Origin of the sequence: Ruminococcus bovis (assembly GCF_005601135.1) — a bacterium.
In the GTDB taxonomy this organism is placed as follows: domain Bacteria; phylum Bacillota; class Clostridia; order Oscillospirales; family Acutalibacteraceae; genus Ruminococcoides; species Ruminococcoides bovis.
Window position 1 is genome coordinate 861,429 of record NZ_CP039381.1, and the last position, 16,839, is coordinate 878,267.

The window sequence follows — 16,839 nt, forward strand, 5'->3', positions numbered from 1 at the left end:
TTGGAGGTCAGTTTTATTTAGCTTTCCTATTTTTAAACATCCACAAGTTATTGTTATAAGCGAACATAATAATTGCCATTAATATAATAATTCCATAGCCGATAAATGAATAAACATCCGGTACATCACCGAAAACAATGAATCCTAAACCGGCAGCAAAGATAATTTGGCTATAATCATAAACAGAAACTTCCTTAGCCGGTGCATAGGTATAAGCTGCTGTAATACCGAATTGTCCACCGGCAGCAGAAAGACCTGCCATTATCAAAGCAAAGAACTGAAACGGTGTAAACATTTTAAAGTCCATTAACATTAAAGGCAATAATACAACTGTACTAAATCCTGAGAAAAACAGTACTATAAAGCTACCTTTCTCACCTCTAGTGCCAAGAAGTCTAACCATTGTATAAGCAAAACCGGCACAAGCACCACCAACAAATCCGGCTAATGACGGAAACCAATCTGCATTTGAAAAGTCAGGCTTAATAACAAACAATGCACCGATAAATGCACCAAACACAATTAAACCTTGTGGCAAAGTTAACCTTTCTTTTAATATTATAAATGAAAAGATAATTACAAAGAATGGTGACATTTTGTTAAGGATTGAGGCATCACTAAGTACCAAATGGTCAATAGCATAGAAGTTACACAGAATTCCAAACACCCCAAACAATGACCTTAAAAGCAACGGTCCTAAGTTTTTAGGGTTAAAGTGAAAGTTCTTCCTGTCCTTTAGTACCATAAACAGTGCAAAGAAAAATGCTACAAAGTTACGGAAAAATGCCTTTTCACCTGTTGGCAAGTCACCTGATAATTTTACAAAGAAATTCATAAAGGCAAAGCAAAATGCTGACAATATAATATAGATAACACCTTTATACTTTTTATTAATTTTCAAAAACTCCACTTCTTTTCCACAAATATAAAATACATTTTCATTAATAAATTATATCATAATAAAAATTAGTGTCAATTTTCTCTTGACATATTTTTAATTTAGTTTTATAATTTTAGTAGTTAAATAATTTGTCACAAACCGTTGATTGAGAGTAAGTACATTTGATGGAGATTTATAGAGAGTTGTCGGATGGTGCAAGACAATAATTAAAATCATTTGGAATGGACTCAAGAGGGCAGACTGAAATATTTTTATAAAGTAGGTACTGACGGAAACCTTGACCGTTACAACAAGGAGTATGTGTTAGCATATGTAAAGTGGGTACTATTGTACCAATTTGGGTGGCACCGCAGAAGTTTATTACAGCTTTTGTCCCTTTATCTAGGGACAAGGGCTTTTTTTATTATAATTTTTACTAAAGAGAAAGGAGAAACCTATGTATTCACCAAGTTTTGATCAGGTAGCACAGTATAAAGAATATGATGTTATTCCTGTTAGCAAGGAAATTTATGCTGATGTTATCACTCCCATTACATTATTAAGAAAAATAGCAGACAAATACAAGAACTACTATCTACTGGAAAGTATCGAAGGTGGAGAAAAGTGGGCAAGATACAGTTTCTTTGGATTTGACCCAAAGGCAAGACTTTACTGCAAAGACGGTGTTGTTACTATTGAAGGTGAGGGTGCTAAGGTAGTAGAAACCAAGAAACCTCTAACAGTATTAAGAGAATACCTAAGTCACTACAAAACACCTACAATCAAGGGTAATCCTCCTTTCACAGGTGGTTTGGTTGGTTACTACGGTTATTCAATGATTGGTTATGCTGAACCAACACTAAAGTTAAAGTCAAGTGAATTTAACGACTTTGATGTTATGCTTTGTGACAAAATAATTGCTTACGACCACCTAAAACAGAAAATCACTGTTATTGTAAATATGAAAACCAATGACCTTGAAAATCAGTACAACAAGGCTATTAATGATATTGATGAAATCGTTAAAATGATTAATGACCCAACACCTGTAAGCAAGTTGACTTCTTACAAGGATGTTGAGTTTAAGTCAAACTTTACCGAAGAAGAATATGCCGATACAGTAAACAAAACTAAGGAATATATCTTTGACGGTGATATTTTCCAAGCAGTTATCAGCAGAAGATTTGAAACAAAATATGAGGGTAGCCTACTAAATGCTTACAGAGTACTTAGAGTTACAAACCCTAGTCCTTATATGGTATTTATGAAAATCGGTGAAAATGAGATTATCTCAACTTCACCTGAAACTTTGGTAAGATACCAAAACGGCAGAATGACAACATTCCCTATTGCCGGTTCAAGACCTAGAGGCAAAACAGAAGAAGAGGATATTGCACTAGAGAAAGACCTACTACAAGACGAAAAGGAACTTTCAGAACACAATATGCTGGTTGACCTAGGCAGAAACGATATTGGTAAAATCTCAAAGTTCAATTCTGTTACAGTTACAGAATATATGAAAGTTTTAAGATACTCAAAGATTATGCACATTTGCTCAGAAGTACAAAGTGATGCACTTGATACTGTTGATTCATTTGATGCAATTGAGGCAGTACTACCTGCCGGTACACTTTCAGGTGCACCAAAGGTTAGAGCTTGTGAGATTATTGAAGAATTAGAGAAATGCCCAAGAGGTGTTTATGGTGGTGCTATCGGATACATTGACTTTAATGGCAATATGGATACTTGTATCGCAATCAGAATGGCATCAAAAATTAAAGACAAAGTTTATGTTCAAGCCGGTGGTGGTATTGTAGCAGACAGTATCCCACACAATGAATATATGGAAAGCTACAACAAAGCACTTGCAGTAATGAATGCAATTAAGAATGCCGGGGAGGTTGAAGAAGTATGATTTTACTAATTGATAACTACGATAGTTTTTCTTACAATCTTGTTCAACTTGCCGGTAGTGTAAATCCGGACATTAAGGTTATCAGAAATGATACAATGACTGTGGAAGAAATCGAAAAGCTAAATCCAAGCCACATTATTATTTCTCCCGGTCCGGGTTATCCAAAGGATGCCGGTATCTGTGAAGATGTAATCAGATACTTTAAGGGCAAGAAACCAATCTTAGGTGTATGCCTTGGTCATCAAGCTATTTGTGAAGTTTTCGGTGCAGAAATCACTCATGCTAAAAAGCTAATGCATGGCAAGAAAAGCACACTAAACATTGACCCAACTTGCAAAATATTTAATGGTATGGGTGACAAAATGGTAGGTGCAAGATACCATTCACTAATTGCAAAAAAAGAAACTTTACCACAAGAATTAATTGTTACTTCAACTGATGATATGGGTGAAATAATGGCAGTAAAACACAGAGATTATGAAATCTACGGACTACAGTTCCATCCTGAAAGCATATTGACAGTTGGTGGCAAGAAACTACTTGAAAACTTTTTAGACATAAAGTAAGGATGTAAAAAATGATTAAAGAAGCAATTGTAAAACTAAGTAAAAGAGAAAATCTTGATATAGATACAACAAAGCAAGTTATGAACGAAATTATGAGTGGTGAAGCTACTGAGGCACAGATTGGTGCATTCTTAACAGCACTTATGATGAAAGGTGAAACTATTGACGAAATCACAGCTTGTGCAACAGTTATGAGAGAAAAGGCTCTACACATTAACCCTAAAGTAAAGGTTATGGAAATTGTAGGTACAGGTGGTGACGGTACAGGTACATTCAACATTTCCACTACTTCGGCATTTGTTATTTCTGCCGGTGGTGTTCCTGTTGCAAAGCATGGTAACCGTTCAATGAGCAGTAAGTCAGGTGCTGCCGATTGTCTTGAAAACTTAGGTGTAAACCTTAACATTACACCTGAAAGAAGTGAAGAAGTACTAAACCAATGTGGTATGTGCTTTATGTTTGCACAGTGCTACCACAAGTCAATGAAGTATGTTGCTAAGCCAAGAAAAGAAATCGGTATCAGAAACATTTTTAACATTCTTGGACCTTTAACAAACCCTGCAAGTGCATCAATGCAGGTTATGGGTGTGTTTAGTCAAGATTTATGTGAGCCATTAGCACAGACACTTATCAACCTTGGTGTTAAGAAAGGTATGGTTATTTACGGTTTAGACGGTATGGATGAGGCTACTGTTACAACAAAGACTTATTGTTCAGAAATTCGTGACGGTAAGGTACATTCCTACTACATTACACCGGAAGAAGTTGGACTAAAGACTTACCCAATGGATGACCTAATCGGTGGTAACGGCAAAGAAAATGCAGAAATCACTTTAGATATTCTTACAGGCAAAGAACAAGGTGCAAAGAGAGATATTGTGCTGCTAAACTCAGGTATTGCATTTTATGTTGCAGGTAAGGCAGACTCTATTAAGTCCGGTGTTGACTATGCAAAAGAAATTATAGACAGTGGCAAGGCTTTTGCTACTAAGGAAGCATTCGTTGCTTTAACTAATGAATAAGTGAGATAGATATGACAATACTTAACGAAATTGCAGTATATACAAAACAAAGATATATTGAGCAAGAAAAGGTTGTACCTTTTGAAGAAATCAAAGGTAAAGCTGAGAAGATGGACAGCAACACAGGTTTTCCATTTGAAAAGGCTTTGGCAAAGGAAGGACTTTCCTACATATGTGAAGTAAAGAAAGCAAGTCCAAGCAAAGGTATTATTGCAGAAAACTTCCCTTACAAAGAAATTGCCAAAGACTATGAAAAAGCCGGTGCATCAGCAATTTCTTGCTTAACCGAACCAAAATATTTTAAAGGTAAGAATGAATATCTTGAAGAAATCACCAAGGAAGTTTCTATTCCTATTTTAAGAAAAGATTTTACAGTATGTGCCTATCAGATTTACGAGGCAAAGGTAATCGGTGCATCTGCTATACTACTAATATGTGCAATTCTTACCGAAGAAGAAATTAAGGAATACTTAGATATTGCAACTTCTCTTGGACTTTCGGCTTTAGTTGAGGCTCATACAGAAGAAGAAGTTAAAATGGCACTAAACTGTGGTGCAAAAATTATCGGTGTTAACAACCGTAACCTAAAGGACTTTACAGTTGATATTAACAACTGTATCAACCTAAGAAAACTTGTTCCGGAAAATATTTTATTTGTTGGAGAAAGTGGTATCAAAACAAGCACAGACATTGCTAACCTAAAGAAAGCTAATGTAAATGCTGTTTTAATCGGTGAAACACTTATGAGAAGTGAAGATAAATCAAAGGCTCTTGCTGAGCTTAACGGTGAACCATTATATAAATAAGAAGAAGGAGAATTAATATGTCAAACGGAAGATTTGGCAGACATGGTGGTCAGTTTATCCCTGAAACACTAATGAATGCCATTATGGAACTAGAGGATGCTTATAATAAATACAAAAATGATAAAGACTTTAACGATGAACTAAATGAACTGCTTAGAGAATATGTTGGTCGTCCATCTCGTCTTTATTATGCAGAAAAGATGACTAAGGACCTTGGTGGTGCTAAAATCTACTTAAAGAGAGAGGACCTTAACCACACAGGCAGTCACAAGCTAAACAATGCTTTGGCACAGGTACTACTTGCAAAGAAAATGGGCAAAACAAGAGTAATTGCCGAAACTGGTGCAGGTCAGCACGGTGTTGCTACTGCTACTGCAGCAGCACTTATGGGTATGGAATGTGAAATCTTTATGGGTAAAGAGGACACAGACCGTCAGGCACTAAATGTATTTAGAATGGAACTTCTTGGTGCAAAGGTTCACGCAGTAACAAGTGGCACAATGACACTAAAAGATGCAGTTAACGAAACCTTCAGAGAATGGACTAACAGAATCAGCGATACTCACTATGTACTTGGTTCAGTTATGGGTCCTCACCCATTCCCAACTATTGTAAGAGATTACCAGAGTGTTATCGGTAAAGAAATCAAAAGTCAGATTATGGAAAAGGAAGGCAGACTTCCTGATGTAGTTATGGCTTGTGTTGGTGGTGGCAGTAATGCTATCGGTGCATTCCACGAATTTATCCCTGATGAAGAAGTAAGACTTATCGGTTGTGAGGCTGCCGGTAAAGGTATTGACACAGACAAAACTGCTGCTACAATTTCAACAGGCAGAGACGGTATTTTCCACGGTATGCACAGTTATTTCTGTCAGAATGAATACGGTCAGATTGCACCGGTATATTCAATTTCTGCCGGTCTTGACTATCCCGGTGTTGGACCTGAACACGCATATCTTCACGATATTGGCAGAGCAGAGTATGTTGCTATTACAGATGATGAAGCAGTAAATGCTTTTGAATATTTATCAAGAACCGAGGGTATTATCCCTGCTATTGAATCCTCTCACGCAGTTGCTTATGCAATGAAACTTGCTCCAACTATGGACAAAGACAAAATCATTGTTGTAAACCTATCAGGTAGAGGAGATAAGGATGTTGCAGCAATCGCTAGATACAGAGGAGTTGAGATTTATGAGTAAAATTACAGATGCATTTAAGAATGGCAAGGCATTTATCCCATTCGTAACTGCCGGTGACCCTTGCCTTGAAGTTACAGAACAACTATTAATTGAAATGGACAAAAACGGTGCTGATATTATTGAAATCGGTATTCCTTTCTCTGACCCTGTAGCTGAGGGTGTTGTTATTCAAGAGGCTGACATTAGAGCGTTAGCAGCAGGTGCAACAACAGATAAAATCTTCCAAATGATTGCAAAAGTAAGGGAAAAACTTTCTTGTGCAGTAGCAATTATGACATATGCAAATGTTGTTTATGGTTATAATACTGACAAGTTCCTTGCTAACTGTAAGCAAGTTGGTGTTGATGCACTTATTATCCCTGATGTTCCATATGAAGAAAGAGATGTTATAAAGCCATCTTGCGAAAAGTACGGTGTTGAATATATTTCATTCGTTGCACCAACAAGTCACGATAGAATCAAGATGATTGCAAATTATGCATCAGGCTTTATGTACTGTGTATCTTCCCTAGGTGTTACAGGTGTACGACAGAATATTACAACAAATATCGGTGAAATGATTGACCTTGTAAAGTCAGTTAAGGATATTCCTTGTGCAGTGGGTTTTGGTATTTCAACTCCTGAACAAGCAAAGGAAATGGCAAAAAATGCAGACGGTGTAATTGTGGGTTCTGCTATTGTAAAGATTTGTGCAAAGTACGGCAAGGACTGTGTTCCTTATGTTGCAGAATATGTTAAGTCTATGAAAGATGCAATTTCACAGTAAACAAAATTTAATAATTCCATACAAAAAGACCTTTTAAGTAAGGTCTTTTTTCTATTTCTAACTATATTTACAGTGTAGTTCAAATGTGCTAAAATCGTGATGGTGATAATTATGAAATATGATTTAATAGCACTTGATATGGATGGTACTTTGTTAAATGATGACAAGGTTATTCCAAAAGAAAATGTTGATGCAATTATAGAAATGCAAGAACAAGGCAAAACCGTTGCTATTTGTACCGGCAGACCTGCAAGTGGTGCGTTGCCATTTGTTAAGGATTTACACCTAGAGAAGTACGGTGGATATGTACTTTCCTACAATGGTGGCAGAATTTATGATGTAAAGAATGACAAGGTTCTTTACAACAAGGCTTTCCCTAAAGAATATGTACAAAAAGTCTTTGACTTAGTAAAGGGTACAACAATTACAGTTTCTTCCCCACTTGACCACAAGATTATTGCCGGTCATGCACTAAATGATTGGTCTAGAACCGAAGCTAATGTTGTTCACCTACCATTTGAATATCACGAGGACTTTTTAACACTTGATACGGAAATGAACAAGCTACTGCTTGTTGATGACCCAAAGGTTATCGGTGCAAACTATGACAACATTCACGATACATTAGAACCAAAGCTTCATGTATTCCTAAGTGAACCATTCTTCCTGGAAATTACACCACAAAATGTAAATAAAGGTGAGGGACTTCACAACCTTGCAAAAATCACAGGTGTTCCTGTTGAAAAGATGATTGCAATGGGGGACAGCTTTAACGATATTGAAATGCTAAAGGAAGCAGGTCTTGGTGTTGCTATGAAAAATAGCAAAGAGGGCGTTTCAGACTATGCAAATCTTGTAACAGTCAGCAACAATGACTGTGGTGTTGCAAAAATTATTAAAGAATATATCCTTTAGAAATACTTTATTCATAATCAATTCACATATTATGAATAATAGACAAATTTAATAGTAAATTATTGGATACCTAGCTATGGCTATAATTCTTTTATAGAAATATAACCATAGCTTTTCTGTTTATAATTATAATAATGAAATATGCAAAAGGAGATAACGCCAATGAAAAAATTAGTCGCAATCTTAATGGTTCTAACTTTGGCTATGTCAGCACTTGTAGTTTCTGCATCTGCTGCACAGACAGATAAAGAATCAACCGGTGCAACAGGCATTACTGTTCACTACTACACAGAAAAAGGAACTCCAAGCGTTTACTACTGGAATGCACTTCCAAACAATATTTCTACAGAGTATCCCGGTGTAAAAATGACAAGTGAGGGTGGTAACTACTACAGATACACATTCTCAAGTGTTTCTAAGATTAACCTACAGTTCATCGAAAGTGACGGTACTCAGGGTAAAGAACTTACAAGAAACACAAACAGTGGTACTAACGAATTCTGGTACAAGAGTAACCGTTGGTACAACAAACAACCATCAGATACAGATTATGAAAGAACAGACCTTAGAGAAGACTCTATCTACTTCGTAATTACAACAAGATTTTACGATGGTGACCAGAGTAACAATGTTCACTGTTGGGATGACGGTCAGGCTAACAACCCTGACACAGACCCAGCATGGAGAGGTGACTTCAAGGGTCTTATCCAAAAGCTAGACTACATCAAGGCTCTTGGCTTCTCAGCAATTTGGATTACACCTGTTGTAGAAAATGCATCAGGCTATGACTACCATGGCTACCACGCATTTGACTTTACAAAGGTTGACCCAAGATACGAAAGTGATGACACTTCATATCAGGACCTAATTGATGCAGCTCACGAAAAAGGCTTAAAGATTATTCAGGACGTTGTATTTAACCACACAGGTAACTTTGGTGAAGCTAACCTAGCTCCTATGTTCACTAAGGACTATAGCAACCTAGGTTCATCAGACTGTATGAAGGTTATCTCAGGTTCTACACTAGCTAATAAGTATTCTGACTATAGCAATATGAAGCCGGATGCTCAGTATCAGGCAAGACTTGCAGTTATGAAGGAAGATGCTAACGATACTCAGCACAACTATCACCATGACAAGTCATTAAGCTACGGTTCATACACAGAACAAACAGGTCAGATGGCAGGTGACTGTGTTGATATTAATACAGAAAATCCAACAGTTGCAAAGTACATTACAGATACATATTCTAAGTACCTGGATATGGGTGTTGATGCATTCAGAATGGATACAGAAAAGCACATTAACCGTTGGACACTAAACAACGCTTTCTTCCCTGTATTTAATCAGTACAAGAACTTCCACCTATTCGGTGAAGTTTGTGCAAGATACCATGGTGCTTACAACGAAGGTGGTTCTTCCGACTCATGTTTCTTCTACACATGGAACGAAACAGACAGTGCATGGCAGAACAACTGGAGCAACTCTGACTGGAAATCTAACTATGATAACTCTGTTAAGCATTATCAAGCTTACCAGAACAGAAGTTTCAACCAGACAAGTAACAATGCTTTCCTAAACGGTGTATCTTATCACACACCTGACTATAGCAAAGCAAACGGCACAAGTACAATCGACTTCCCTATGCACTGGGCATTTAAAGATGCAGGTTCAGCATTCGGTGCTGCTAAGGGTGAAGATTCACTATACAATGACGCAACATGGGCAGTTACATATGTTGACTCTCACGACTACGGTCCTGACGGTCAAGAAAAGACTCGTTACCAGGGTGGTGCTGCTGCTTGGGCAGAAAATATGGACTTAATGTTCACATTCCGTGGTATCCCATGTATCTACTATGGTTCAGAAGTAGAATTTAAGAAAGATGTTCCAATTGATGTTGGTCCTAACGCTCCACTAGACAAAACAGGTCGTGCATACTTCGGTGACTACCTAGAAGGTTCAGTTACTGCAAGTGACTACGGTAAATATACAGCTTCAGGCACAGTAGCTTCTACACTAAATGCTCCACTTTCAAAGCATCTGGAAAAGCTAAACCAGATTAGAAGAGCTGTTCCTGCTCTACAAAAAGGTCAGTACACAACTGATAGCAACTATGTAAGTGGTAATATGGCTTACATCAGAAGATATACAAATGCTGATGAAGGCGTTGATTCAGTAGCTTGTGTAACAATCAGTGGTGACGCAACATTCAAGGGTCTACCAAACGGCACATATATTGATGCAGTTACAGGTGACAAGAAAGTTGTTACAGGTGGCACACTTTCAACAAGTGGTGCTAGTGGCCAGGGTAATATGAGAGTTTATGTTCTACAGAACTCAGGCAGTGAAGTTAACGGTGCAATTGGCGACACAGGTTTAACTTACTTAAAATAATCTTACAACTACAATCTCCTAAGTTTTGAAAAAGTCTTCCCAAATGGGAAGGCTTTTTCTATTTTATATAGAAATTTATAATTATTTTATTTGCATAAAAATAATATAATTTTTTGTGAAATATATCCAATCCAACAAAGTATAATATCACTTCACTTAGCTAATGCTCTAAACTTTAAAATATATGTAACTTTTAGCCCCTCTAAATCGTGTTATATATGGGGATAGAATGAATTTTTCTGTCCTCAATAATACATCTGTAAATTTGTGTACAGTTGATTTTTTCCTTAAAAAGGTGTATATTAATGTTGTTTTTTGACAAAAAAGATAGGAAGTTATAAAATGAAGAAATTTTCAAATTGCGTAAGCAAAGTATTCGCTATCCTTATGGGGATACTTATTTGCATCACCATTTCAGGAATTATTATCTCTTATCCGGAATACGGAAACTACTTTTCAGCAACAAGTCAGGATGGTAAACAGTTGTTCTGGCTATTTACCTCAATTGCAGTAGGTGGCATAATTATCACCTGTACAATAATGGGACTGTTTAGGCTTATTAATAAACTGTCAAAAAAGGGACTGCTGATTTTTACGATAGCACTGTTTGTGATTTACGGTATATCTGTTGTAGCTATCACCTACCTTTTCCCTACAATTCCAATGACTGATAGCTTTTATGTACACGACCAAGCAGTTGGTATGGCTCATGGTACTAAGGATGTAATCAATGGCAATTCACAGTACTTTAGAAAGTATAGCAACAACAACCCACTGATTATTCTGCTTTATTTTATTTACAAAATAGCTTATTCACTTGGAATTACCGACCTAATTCAAGTTGGCAGATTGTTTAATGCTTCTTGCATTATGGGTAGTCTGGTACTGTTCTACCTTGCAATACAGAAACTATCCAAAAGAGAAACTACCGGTGCAAAATTTATTTTGTTAAATCTACTTTTTGTACCAATGATTTTTATGACTTCTTGGGTATATACAGCCACTATCTGCCTACCTTTTATAGGTGGTATAATGTTATGTGGTGCAAACCTTATTAAGAATCAATCAAAAAAATCAATTATCATTAATTCAGCAATTATCGGTGTTTTGAGTATTGTTGGTTACAACATCAGACCGGTTGTACTTATCCTATCTATTGCCGGTTTTATATGCTTATTCCTATGGACTGTTAAAGACAAAAAGCGTTTAATGAAGTCTGCTTTAATGGTAGGTATTTGTGCAGTTTTTGCTTTAGGTTCATTTGCAACAACTAAGGCACTTAACAACCACTACTACACAGGTAGTGATGGTAACTTCCCTCTTACTCACTGGGTAGCTATGGGTCTTACTGAAAACGGTATGTATGACCCACAGTTGGTACAAGAGAATATGAGGCTTTCTAACACAGATGAAATGAAAGCTAATGTAAATAAACATATCAAAGAAAGACTAAGCAATTACAATGCCGGTTCATTTATCAGCCATCTATATATTAAGAATGGCAATATCTGGGCTATCGGTTCACTGGAATATCAATCTCGATTAATCGGTTCTGCTGAAAAATACACACCACTAAGCAAATGGTTATATGGCTCAAAAAGTGACTTAATGTGTCTATATACTCAGATGTTGTGGCTATCTCTCCACATACTTACACTAATTTACATAATAAGATTTATCTTTAACAAAGAAAGTAAATACGGCTTATTACAAATTCTTACTTTGCTAGGTGGTTATGGTTTCTATATGATATGGGAAGTAAAAACTGCCTATGCAGTACCATTTGTATTCTTTATTATAGGTATGGCTACTTTAGGTGGTGAAAGTATTGAAAATGCTTTTGCTATGTCAAATGCTAAGGTTAAGAACATTGGTAGAATTTCTTATTCTGCTGTAGCAATTTTCTCAATTGTACTTATGTTCATCGGTGCACCATTCTTTACCGACAATGTTATGAAAGTAAGTGACAAGAAACTTCTTGTTAAGTCAACTCACAACTGTTCAATCAAAAAAGTTGCAACAAAAAAGAGAACAATCACTCAAGAGTTTTACACTAAAGAAAAGTTCAACAGAGTTTACCTAAATGTAGCTTGTAGAAACAACCCTTCTGTTAGTAACAGTAAATACAAGATAACTCTAAAGAATAGCAAAAACAAAACTATTTCCACAAAGCTGGTTGATAGCAAGGACTATACAAATCGTATTTCCGATATAAAACTGAAATTACCTAAAAAGTACACACCATCAGGTGAAGAAAAGTTCAAGATAACAGTTAAGGGTATTTCCGGTACTAGAGAGGCTTTTAACTTTGGTTATAGCCATGGTAATGACATTGACCCTATAAGGGGTAACCTAAGAACTAACGGTAAGCTTGTGAAAGGTGACTTAAGACTTACTGTTTCTGAAATGCACAAAAGTTCACTTCTTTTACCAAAAAGATACTGTGCTTTTTGTGTAAGAATTGTCTTGATAGAAGTTATAACAGCATTTCTTTATTTTGGCTTTTCTAAGAAAAAGCATTATAATGATTAATAGATAACCTTGGTTCTTTAAGGATTTATAGTTTGTTTTATAGGAGGAATTTCAATGACGAAGTTTACAAATTTTTTTGCTAAACTAATTTCTATTGTTTTAGGCATTCTTATTTTACTTAACATTTCGTCTATTATAGCTAATGACAAAATAGCATTACTTTTAACTAAAAATCCTAACAATACAACTTCACAATTATTAGTTTACTCGCTAATTGCTATTGGTGGCATATTGATGGTAATTGGCATTATGGCACTTTTTAAGCTAATCAATAAGCTTTCAGATAAAGGGTTAACAACCCTTGCAATTGTGCTGATAGGAATTTACAGTATAACAACTATAGCAAATATATTTTTATTTCCTGCTATTCCTAACTCTGACTCTTACTATGTTCAGGATTATGCAATTAAAATGGCAAGAGGAGATATTAATATAATAGATGGCAATGACAACTACTTTGGAAAATATAGCAACAACAATGCTATTGTTCTTATCCTATATTATCTATTCAAAGCATTTTTCTTTGTAGGACAGGACAACCTTCTTTGGGTTGGTAGAATTTTTAATTCACTATGTATTATAGGCACAACTGTTCTTTTCTACTTTGCCATTGTTAAATTTACAGGTAAAAAAGCAACAGCTACTAAGTTCCTACTACTAAGTGTACTACTACCATCTGTTCAATTTTCATCCTCATGGGTATATACTGCAACAATATGTATGCCTTTTATAGGTGGCATCTTCCTATGTGGTGCAAACCTAATCAAAGCCACAACACGGAAATCTATAATCATTAATTCAGCCATTATAGGTGTGCTAAGTGTTGTTGGTTATAAGGTTAGACCGGTTGTTATCTTTATTTCTTTAGCCGGCGTTATCTGTATGTTTTTCTGGGCATTTAAAGACAAAAAGAATCTGCTAAAATCAGCCTTTTCCCTTGCAATTTGTGCAGTAGTAGCCGGTACATCATTCTTAGCCTGTAAAGGAATTGACAACCACTACTACACAGGTAGTGATAAGCAATTCCCTATTACTCACTGGATTGCTATGAGTCTTAAAGGTGACGGTGCTTATGACTTACAGTACAAAAATAAGCATGAAGCAATGAATACCACAGAAGAAATCAACAAGGACTCTATTAAGGATATTAAGAGAACTCTTAAAAGTTATACACCACTAACTTTGTTTAAACATCAATACGAAAAAAGCAGCCTTATGTGGAGTGAGGGTTCTGTAGGTTACTATACAAGACAAAAAGGCAGTAACACATATAGAAGTTTTAATGACTATATTTGTGGACCAAAGAAACATATGCTAATGATGTATTGTCAAATGTTATGGTTAGCCTTTAACATTTTTATTATGGTTTATTTATATAAGCTATTTATAAACAAATCATCAAAGAAAGATTTACTACTTGCAATCACTTTACTTGGTGCATTGGTTTTCTATATGATATGGGAAGTAAAGATTAATTACGCATTGCCTTTCGTACCGATTATTATTGCAATGGCTAGTATGGGTGGAATTTCAATTGAAAATAAATTCACTGTACCGGAAGTTAGCACTAAGAAGTGTTATAAAGTTTCTTACATAACAGTTGCAACTTTGTTTATTGCCTTATTACTTTCAAACATTTATTATGTTTCATTTAATCAAATAGTAAGGGAAACTCCAAAAATAGAGAACTTTTCTTCTGTAAGCAATGAAATTGATAATGTTTCCGAACATAATAAAGTACTTAAACAAACATTCTATGCTGACAGTGACTTTAATAAATTATCATTTTTCAGTATTGATCATCATGACAATCCTTCTTCTAAGTATAAAATCAGACTGAAAAACAGTAAAAATAAGGTTCTTGCAGAAAAGACTTATTCCAGCTATTATACATTTGAAAAGACAAGGAATGTTATATTAAAACTGCCTAAAACATACTCACCTACTCATAACGAGAAATTCACCTTAACAATTAAAGGTTTAGGAGCTGACTCTGACTATCAAGAATTTAACTATTCAGACAGTTCACAGATTGACTGCTTACCCGGTGAATTAAAAATTAACGGTGAACCTATTAACGGTGACCTGAAGTTCGGTTTGTTTTATAGCGAAAGAACAGCATTAATGAGTTTACCGGCTTACATAGCACTAATTGCTACTATTGCTTTAGCAGAAGTTTTAATATATGCCTCATTATTTAAAAAGAAAAATTACAACTTAGCAAAGAGATAATTATGAATTCAAAAAAATTTTTCAGTAACAAAATAATAGCACCTTTAATTGCCCTACTATGTGTAACATTGTGGGGCACTGCTTTTCCTGTAATTAAAAAGTGCTATGAAATATTTTCAATTCCAACAAGTGATTATGCCTCAAAGGTGCTTTTTGCCGGATATAGGTTCTTTATTGCCGGTATAATGGTGCTTATTGTGGCAATTATATTGCAAAAAAGATTTGTAAAACCCGGTAGGAAAGATATTTTACCAATATCAATTATGGGTTTCCTACAGATATTCTTGCAATATCTATTTTCTTACATAGGACTTTCCAACACTACCGGTACAAAAACCTCAGTAATCACTTCCCTAGGTTCATTTATCGGTGTGCTGATTTCACCAATCTTTTTCACATCGGACAAGCTAAATGTTAAAAAGATTTTAGGTTGTATTATCGGTTTTATAGGTGTAATTGTCATTAACCTTGATGGACTTACTACCGGTGGGTTTACTCTTTTTGGAGAAGGCTTTGTGGTATTCTCCACAATTGCAGCAACCGGTGGCAATATTTATTGCAAAAAAATCAGCAAAGGCAGAGACCCTATGACTGTTTCAGCCTATCACCTACTTATAGGTGGTGGTGGACTTATTATTGTAGGTGCATTGTTTGGTGGTTATCTTGACTTTTCAAACATTACAATATATCTGCTACTAATTTACTTAGGTATTGTTTCTGCTGCCTCATTTACCTTGTGGACAGCTTTATTAAAATACAACCCTGTATCCAAGATTCTTATTTTCAACCTACTAATCCCAATTTTCGGCACAATATGGAGTGGTATTCTGTTAGGTGAAGATATAATTAATCTTTACAACATTGTATCTGTTGTGTTAATATCAATAGGTATTATTCTTGTAAATTTAAGGAGTAAGAAAGATGAAAATTAAAGGTGCAATTTTTGATATGGATGGTGTACTGCTAAACTCAGAAATTCTTTATCAGCGTTTTTGGTTAGAGGCACTACACTACTTTAACTATCCGGCAACAGAAAGCCATGTACTTGCTTTACGCTCATTAACCGGCAAAAAGGCTGAGGCAAAGCTAAAGTCATTTTTTGGTGAAGATTTTGATTATCCCACAGTTAAAGCAAAGAGAATTGAACTGATGGATAACTTTGTAAATGAAAAGGGTGTTGAAATGAAGAAAGGTGCTGACATACTTTTACCTTATCTAAAGGAAAAAGGTATAAAAATAGCCCTTGCAACATCTTCACCTTTAGAAAGGGCAAAAGACCATTTGTCAAGGGTTAATCTGTTTCAGTATTTTGATACTTGTGTATGTGGTCCAATGGTTAAGAACTCAAAACCTGCACCGGATATTTACCTATTAGCAAGTGAAAAACTGGGACTAAAACCGGAAGAATGTATTGCAGTAGAGGACTCACCAAACGGTGCATTGTCTGCAATTAATGCAAATTGCAAAACTATTGTTGTGCCTGACCTAACACCTTGTGATGAAAGTATAAAGCCAAAGTTATTTGCACTTTGCGACTCATTATTAGATATTAAAAATTATGTATAAAAGAAATGCTCAAGTAGGATAAAACTTACTTGAGCATTTT

At 35.6% G+C, this 16,839-nt stretch carries 13 protein-coding genes and 1 other annotated feature; of the genes, 12 read left to right on the forward strand and 1 reads right to left on the reverse strand.

Annotation, left to right across the window (positions count from 1 at the left end):
* Window positions 1–13 precede the first annotated feature (13 nt).
* Window positions 14–910: a DMT family transporter gene (locus tag E5Z56_RS04135; RefSeq protein WP_408638846.1), complete on the reverse strand. Its 897-nt coding sequence runs from the start codon at window positions 908–910 to the stop codon at window positions 14–16.
* Between the two features lie 123 nt (window positions 911–1,033).
* Window positions 1,034–1,281 (forward strand) — a binding site (T-box leader).
* A gap of 56 nt (window positions 1,282–1,337) precedes the next feature.
* On the opposite strand from E5Z56_RS04135, the gene trpE reads away from it, so the two are divergent.
* The 12 genes from trpE (at window position 1,338) to E5Z56_RS04195 (ending at window position 16,799) form a co-directional block, all read left to right on the forward strand.
* Window positions 1,338–2,795 carry an anthranilate synthase component I gene (gene trpE / locus E5Z56_RS04140; RefSeq protein ID WP_138156660.1) on the forward strand — a complete coding sequence of 486 codons (1,458 nt, stop codon included), beginning with the start codon at window positions 1,338–1,340 and terminating at the stop codon, window positions 2,793–2,795.
* The gene (locus tag E5Z56_RS04145) at window positions 2,792–3,361 is read left to right on the forward strand and encodes an anthranilate synthase component II (RefSeq protein WP_138156661.1); all 570 of its coding nucleotides are present in this window, start codon (window positions 2,792–2,794) and stop codon (window positions 3,359–3,361) included. The genes trpE and E5Z56_RS04145 overlap by 4 nt, the downstream gene beginning before the upstream one ends.
* Before the next feature lie 11 nt (window positions 3,362–3,372).
* Complete coding sequence (trpD, locus tag E5Z56_RS04150; protein WP_138156662.1) at window positions 3,373–4,383, forward strand: anthranilate phosphoribosyltransferase; 1,011 nt, start codon at window positions 3,373–3,375, stop codon at window positions 4,381–4,383.
* Window positions 4,384–4,394: 11 nt separating this feature from the next.
* Window positions 4,395–5,189, forward strand: a complete 795-nt coding sequence (trpC, locus tag E5Z56_RS04155; RefSeq protein WP_138156663.1) for an indole-3-glycerol phosphate synthase TrpC — start codon at window positions 4,395–4,397, stop codon at window positions 5,187–5,189.
* Window positions 5,190–5,206: 17 nt separating this feature from the next.
* Complete coding sequence (trpB, locus tag E5Z56_RS04160) at window positions 5,207–6,391, forward strand: tryptophan synthase subunit beta (protein WP_138156664.1); 1,185 nt, start codon at window positions 5,207–5,209, stop codon at window positions 6,389–6,391.
* Window positions 6,384–7,157 (forward strand): tryptophan synthase subunit alpha, encoded by a 774-nt coding sequence (trpA, locus tag E5Z56_RS04165; protein WP_138156665.1) that lies wholly within the window; start codon window positions 6,384–6,386, stop codon window positions 7,155–7,157. Before trpB ends, trpA begins: the two co-directional genes overlap by 8 nt.
* A gap of 111 nt (window positions 7,158–7,268) precedes the next feature.
* Window positions 7,269–8,072: a Cof-type HAD-IIB family hydrolase gene (locus E5Z56_RS04170; protein ID WP_175405371.1), complete on the forward strand. Its 804-nt coding sequence runs from the start codon at window positions 7,269–7,271 to the stop codon at window positions 8,070–8,072.
* Window positions 8,073–8,234: 162 nt separating this feature from the next.
* Window positions 8,235–10,469, forward strand: coding sequence for an alpha-amylase family glycosyl hydrolase (locus E5Z56_RS04175; protein ID WP_232842479.1), 2,235 nt, complete (start codon window positions 8,235–8,237; stop codon window positions 10,467–10,469).
* A gap of 342 nt (window positions 10,470–10,811) precedes the next feature.
* Window positions 10,812–13,001, forward strand: a complete 2,190-nt coding sequence (locus tag E5Z56_RS04180; protein WP_138156667.1) for a glycosyltransferase family protein — start codon at window positions 10,812–10,814, stop codon at window positions 12,999–13,001.
* Between the two features lie 54 nt (window positions 13,002–13,055).
* Window positions 13,056–15,233, forward strand: a complete 2,178-nt coding sequence (locus E5Z56_RS04185) for a hypothetical protein (RefSeq protein ID WP_138156668.1) — start codon at window positions 13,056–13,058, stop codon at window positions 15,231–15,233.
* Between the two features lie 2 nt (window positions 15,234–15,235).
* Complete coding sequence (locus E5Z56_RS04190; protein WP_138156669.1) at window positions 15,236–16,165, forward strand: DMT family transporter; 930 nt, start codon at window positions 15,236–15,238, stop codon at window positions 16,163–16,165.
* Window positions 16,155–16,799, forward strand: coding sequence for an HAD family hydrolase (locus tag E5Z56_RS04195; RefSeq protein WP_138156670.1), 645 nt, complete (start codon window positions 16,155–16,157; stop codon window positions 16,797–16,799). Before E5Z56_RS04190 ends, E5Z56_RS04195 begins: the two co-directional genes overlap by 11 nt.
* Window positions 16,800–16,839: the final 40 nt, after the last annotated feature.

What these genes read in the sequence shown, in the direction of transcription:
- trpE (WP_138156660.1), top strand. Translation starts at nt 1,338, where the DNA reads ATGTATTCACCAAGTTTTGATCAGGTAGCACAGTATAAAGAATATGAT.
- E5Z56_RS04180 (WP_138156667.1), top strand. Translation starts at nt 10,812, where the DNA reads ATGAAGAAATTTTCAAATTGCGTAAGCAAAGTATTCGCTATCCTTATG.
- trpD (WP_138156662.1), top strand. Translation starts at nt 3,373, where the DNA reads ATGATTAAAGAAGCAATTGTAAAACTAAGTAAAAGAGAAAATCTTGAT.
- trpC (WP_138156663.1), top strand. Translation starts at nt 4,395, where the DNA reads ATGACAATACTTAACGAAATTGCAGTATATACAAAACAAAGATATATT.
- trpB (WP_138156664.1), top strand. Translation starts at nt 5,207, where the DNA reads ATGTCAAACGGAAGATTTGGCAGACATGGTGGTCAGTTTATCCCTGAA.
- E5Z56_RS04190 (WP_138156669.1), top strand. Translation starts at nt 15,236, where the DNA reads ATGAATTCAAAAAAATTTTTCAGTAACAAAATAATAGCACCTTTAATT.
- E5Z56_RS04185 (WP_138156668.1), top strand. Translation starts at nt 13,056, where the DNA reads ATGACGAAGTTTACAAATTTTTTTGCTAAACTAATTTCTATTGTTTTA.
- E5Z56_RS04175 (WP_232842479.1), top strand. Translation starts at nt 8,235, where the DNA reads ATGAAAAAATTAGTCGCAATCTTAATGGTTCTAACTTTGGCTATGTCA.
- E5Z56_RS04145 (WP_138156661.1), top strand. Translation starts at nt 2,792, where the DNA reads ATGATTTTACTAATTGATAACTACGATAGTTTTTCTTACAATCTTGTT.
- E5Z56_RS04195 (WP_138156670.1), top strand. Translation starts at nt 16,155, where the DNA reads ATGAAAATTAAAGGTGCAATTTTTGATATGGATGGTGTACTGCTAAAC.
- trpA (WP_138156665.1), top strand. Translation starts at nt 6,384, where the DNA reads ATGAGTAAAATTACAGATGCATTTAAGAATGGCAAGGCATTTATCCCA.
- E5Z56_RS04170 (WP_175405371.1), top strand. Translation starts at nt 7,269, where the DNA reads ATGAAATATGATTTAATAGCACTTGATATGGATGGTACTTTGTTAAAT.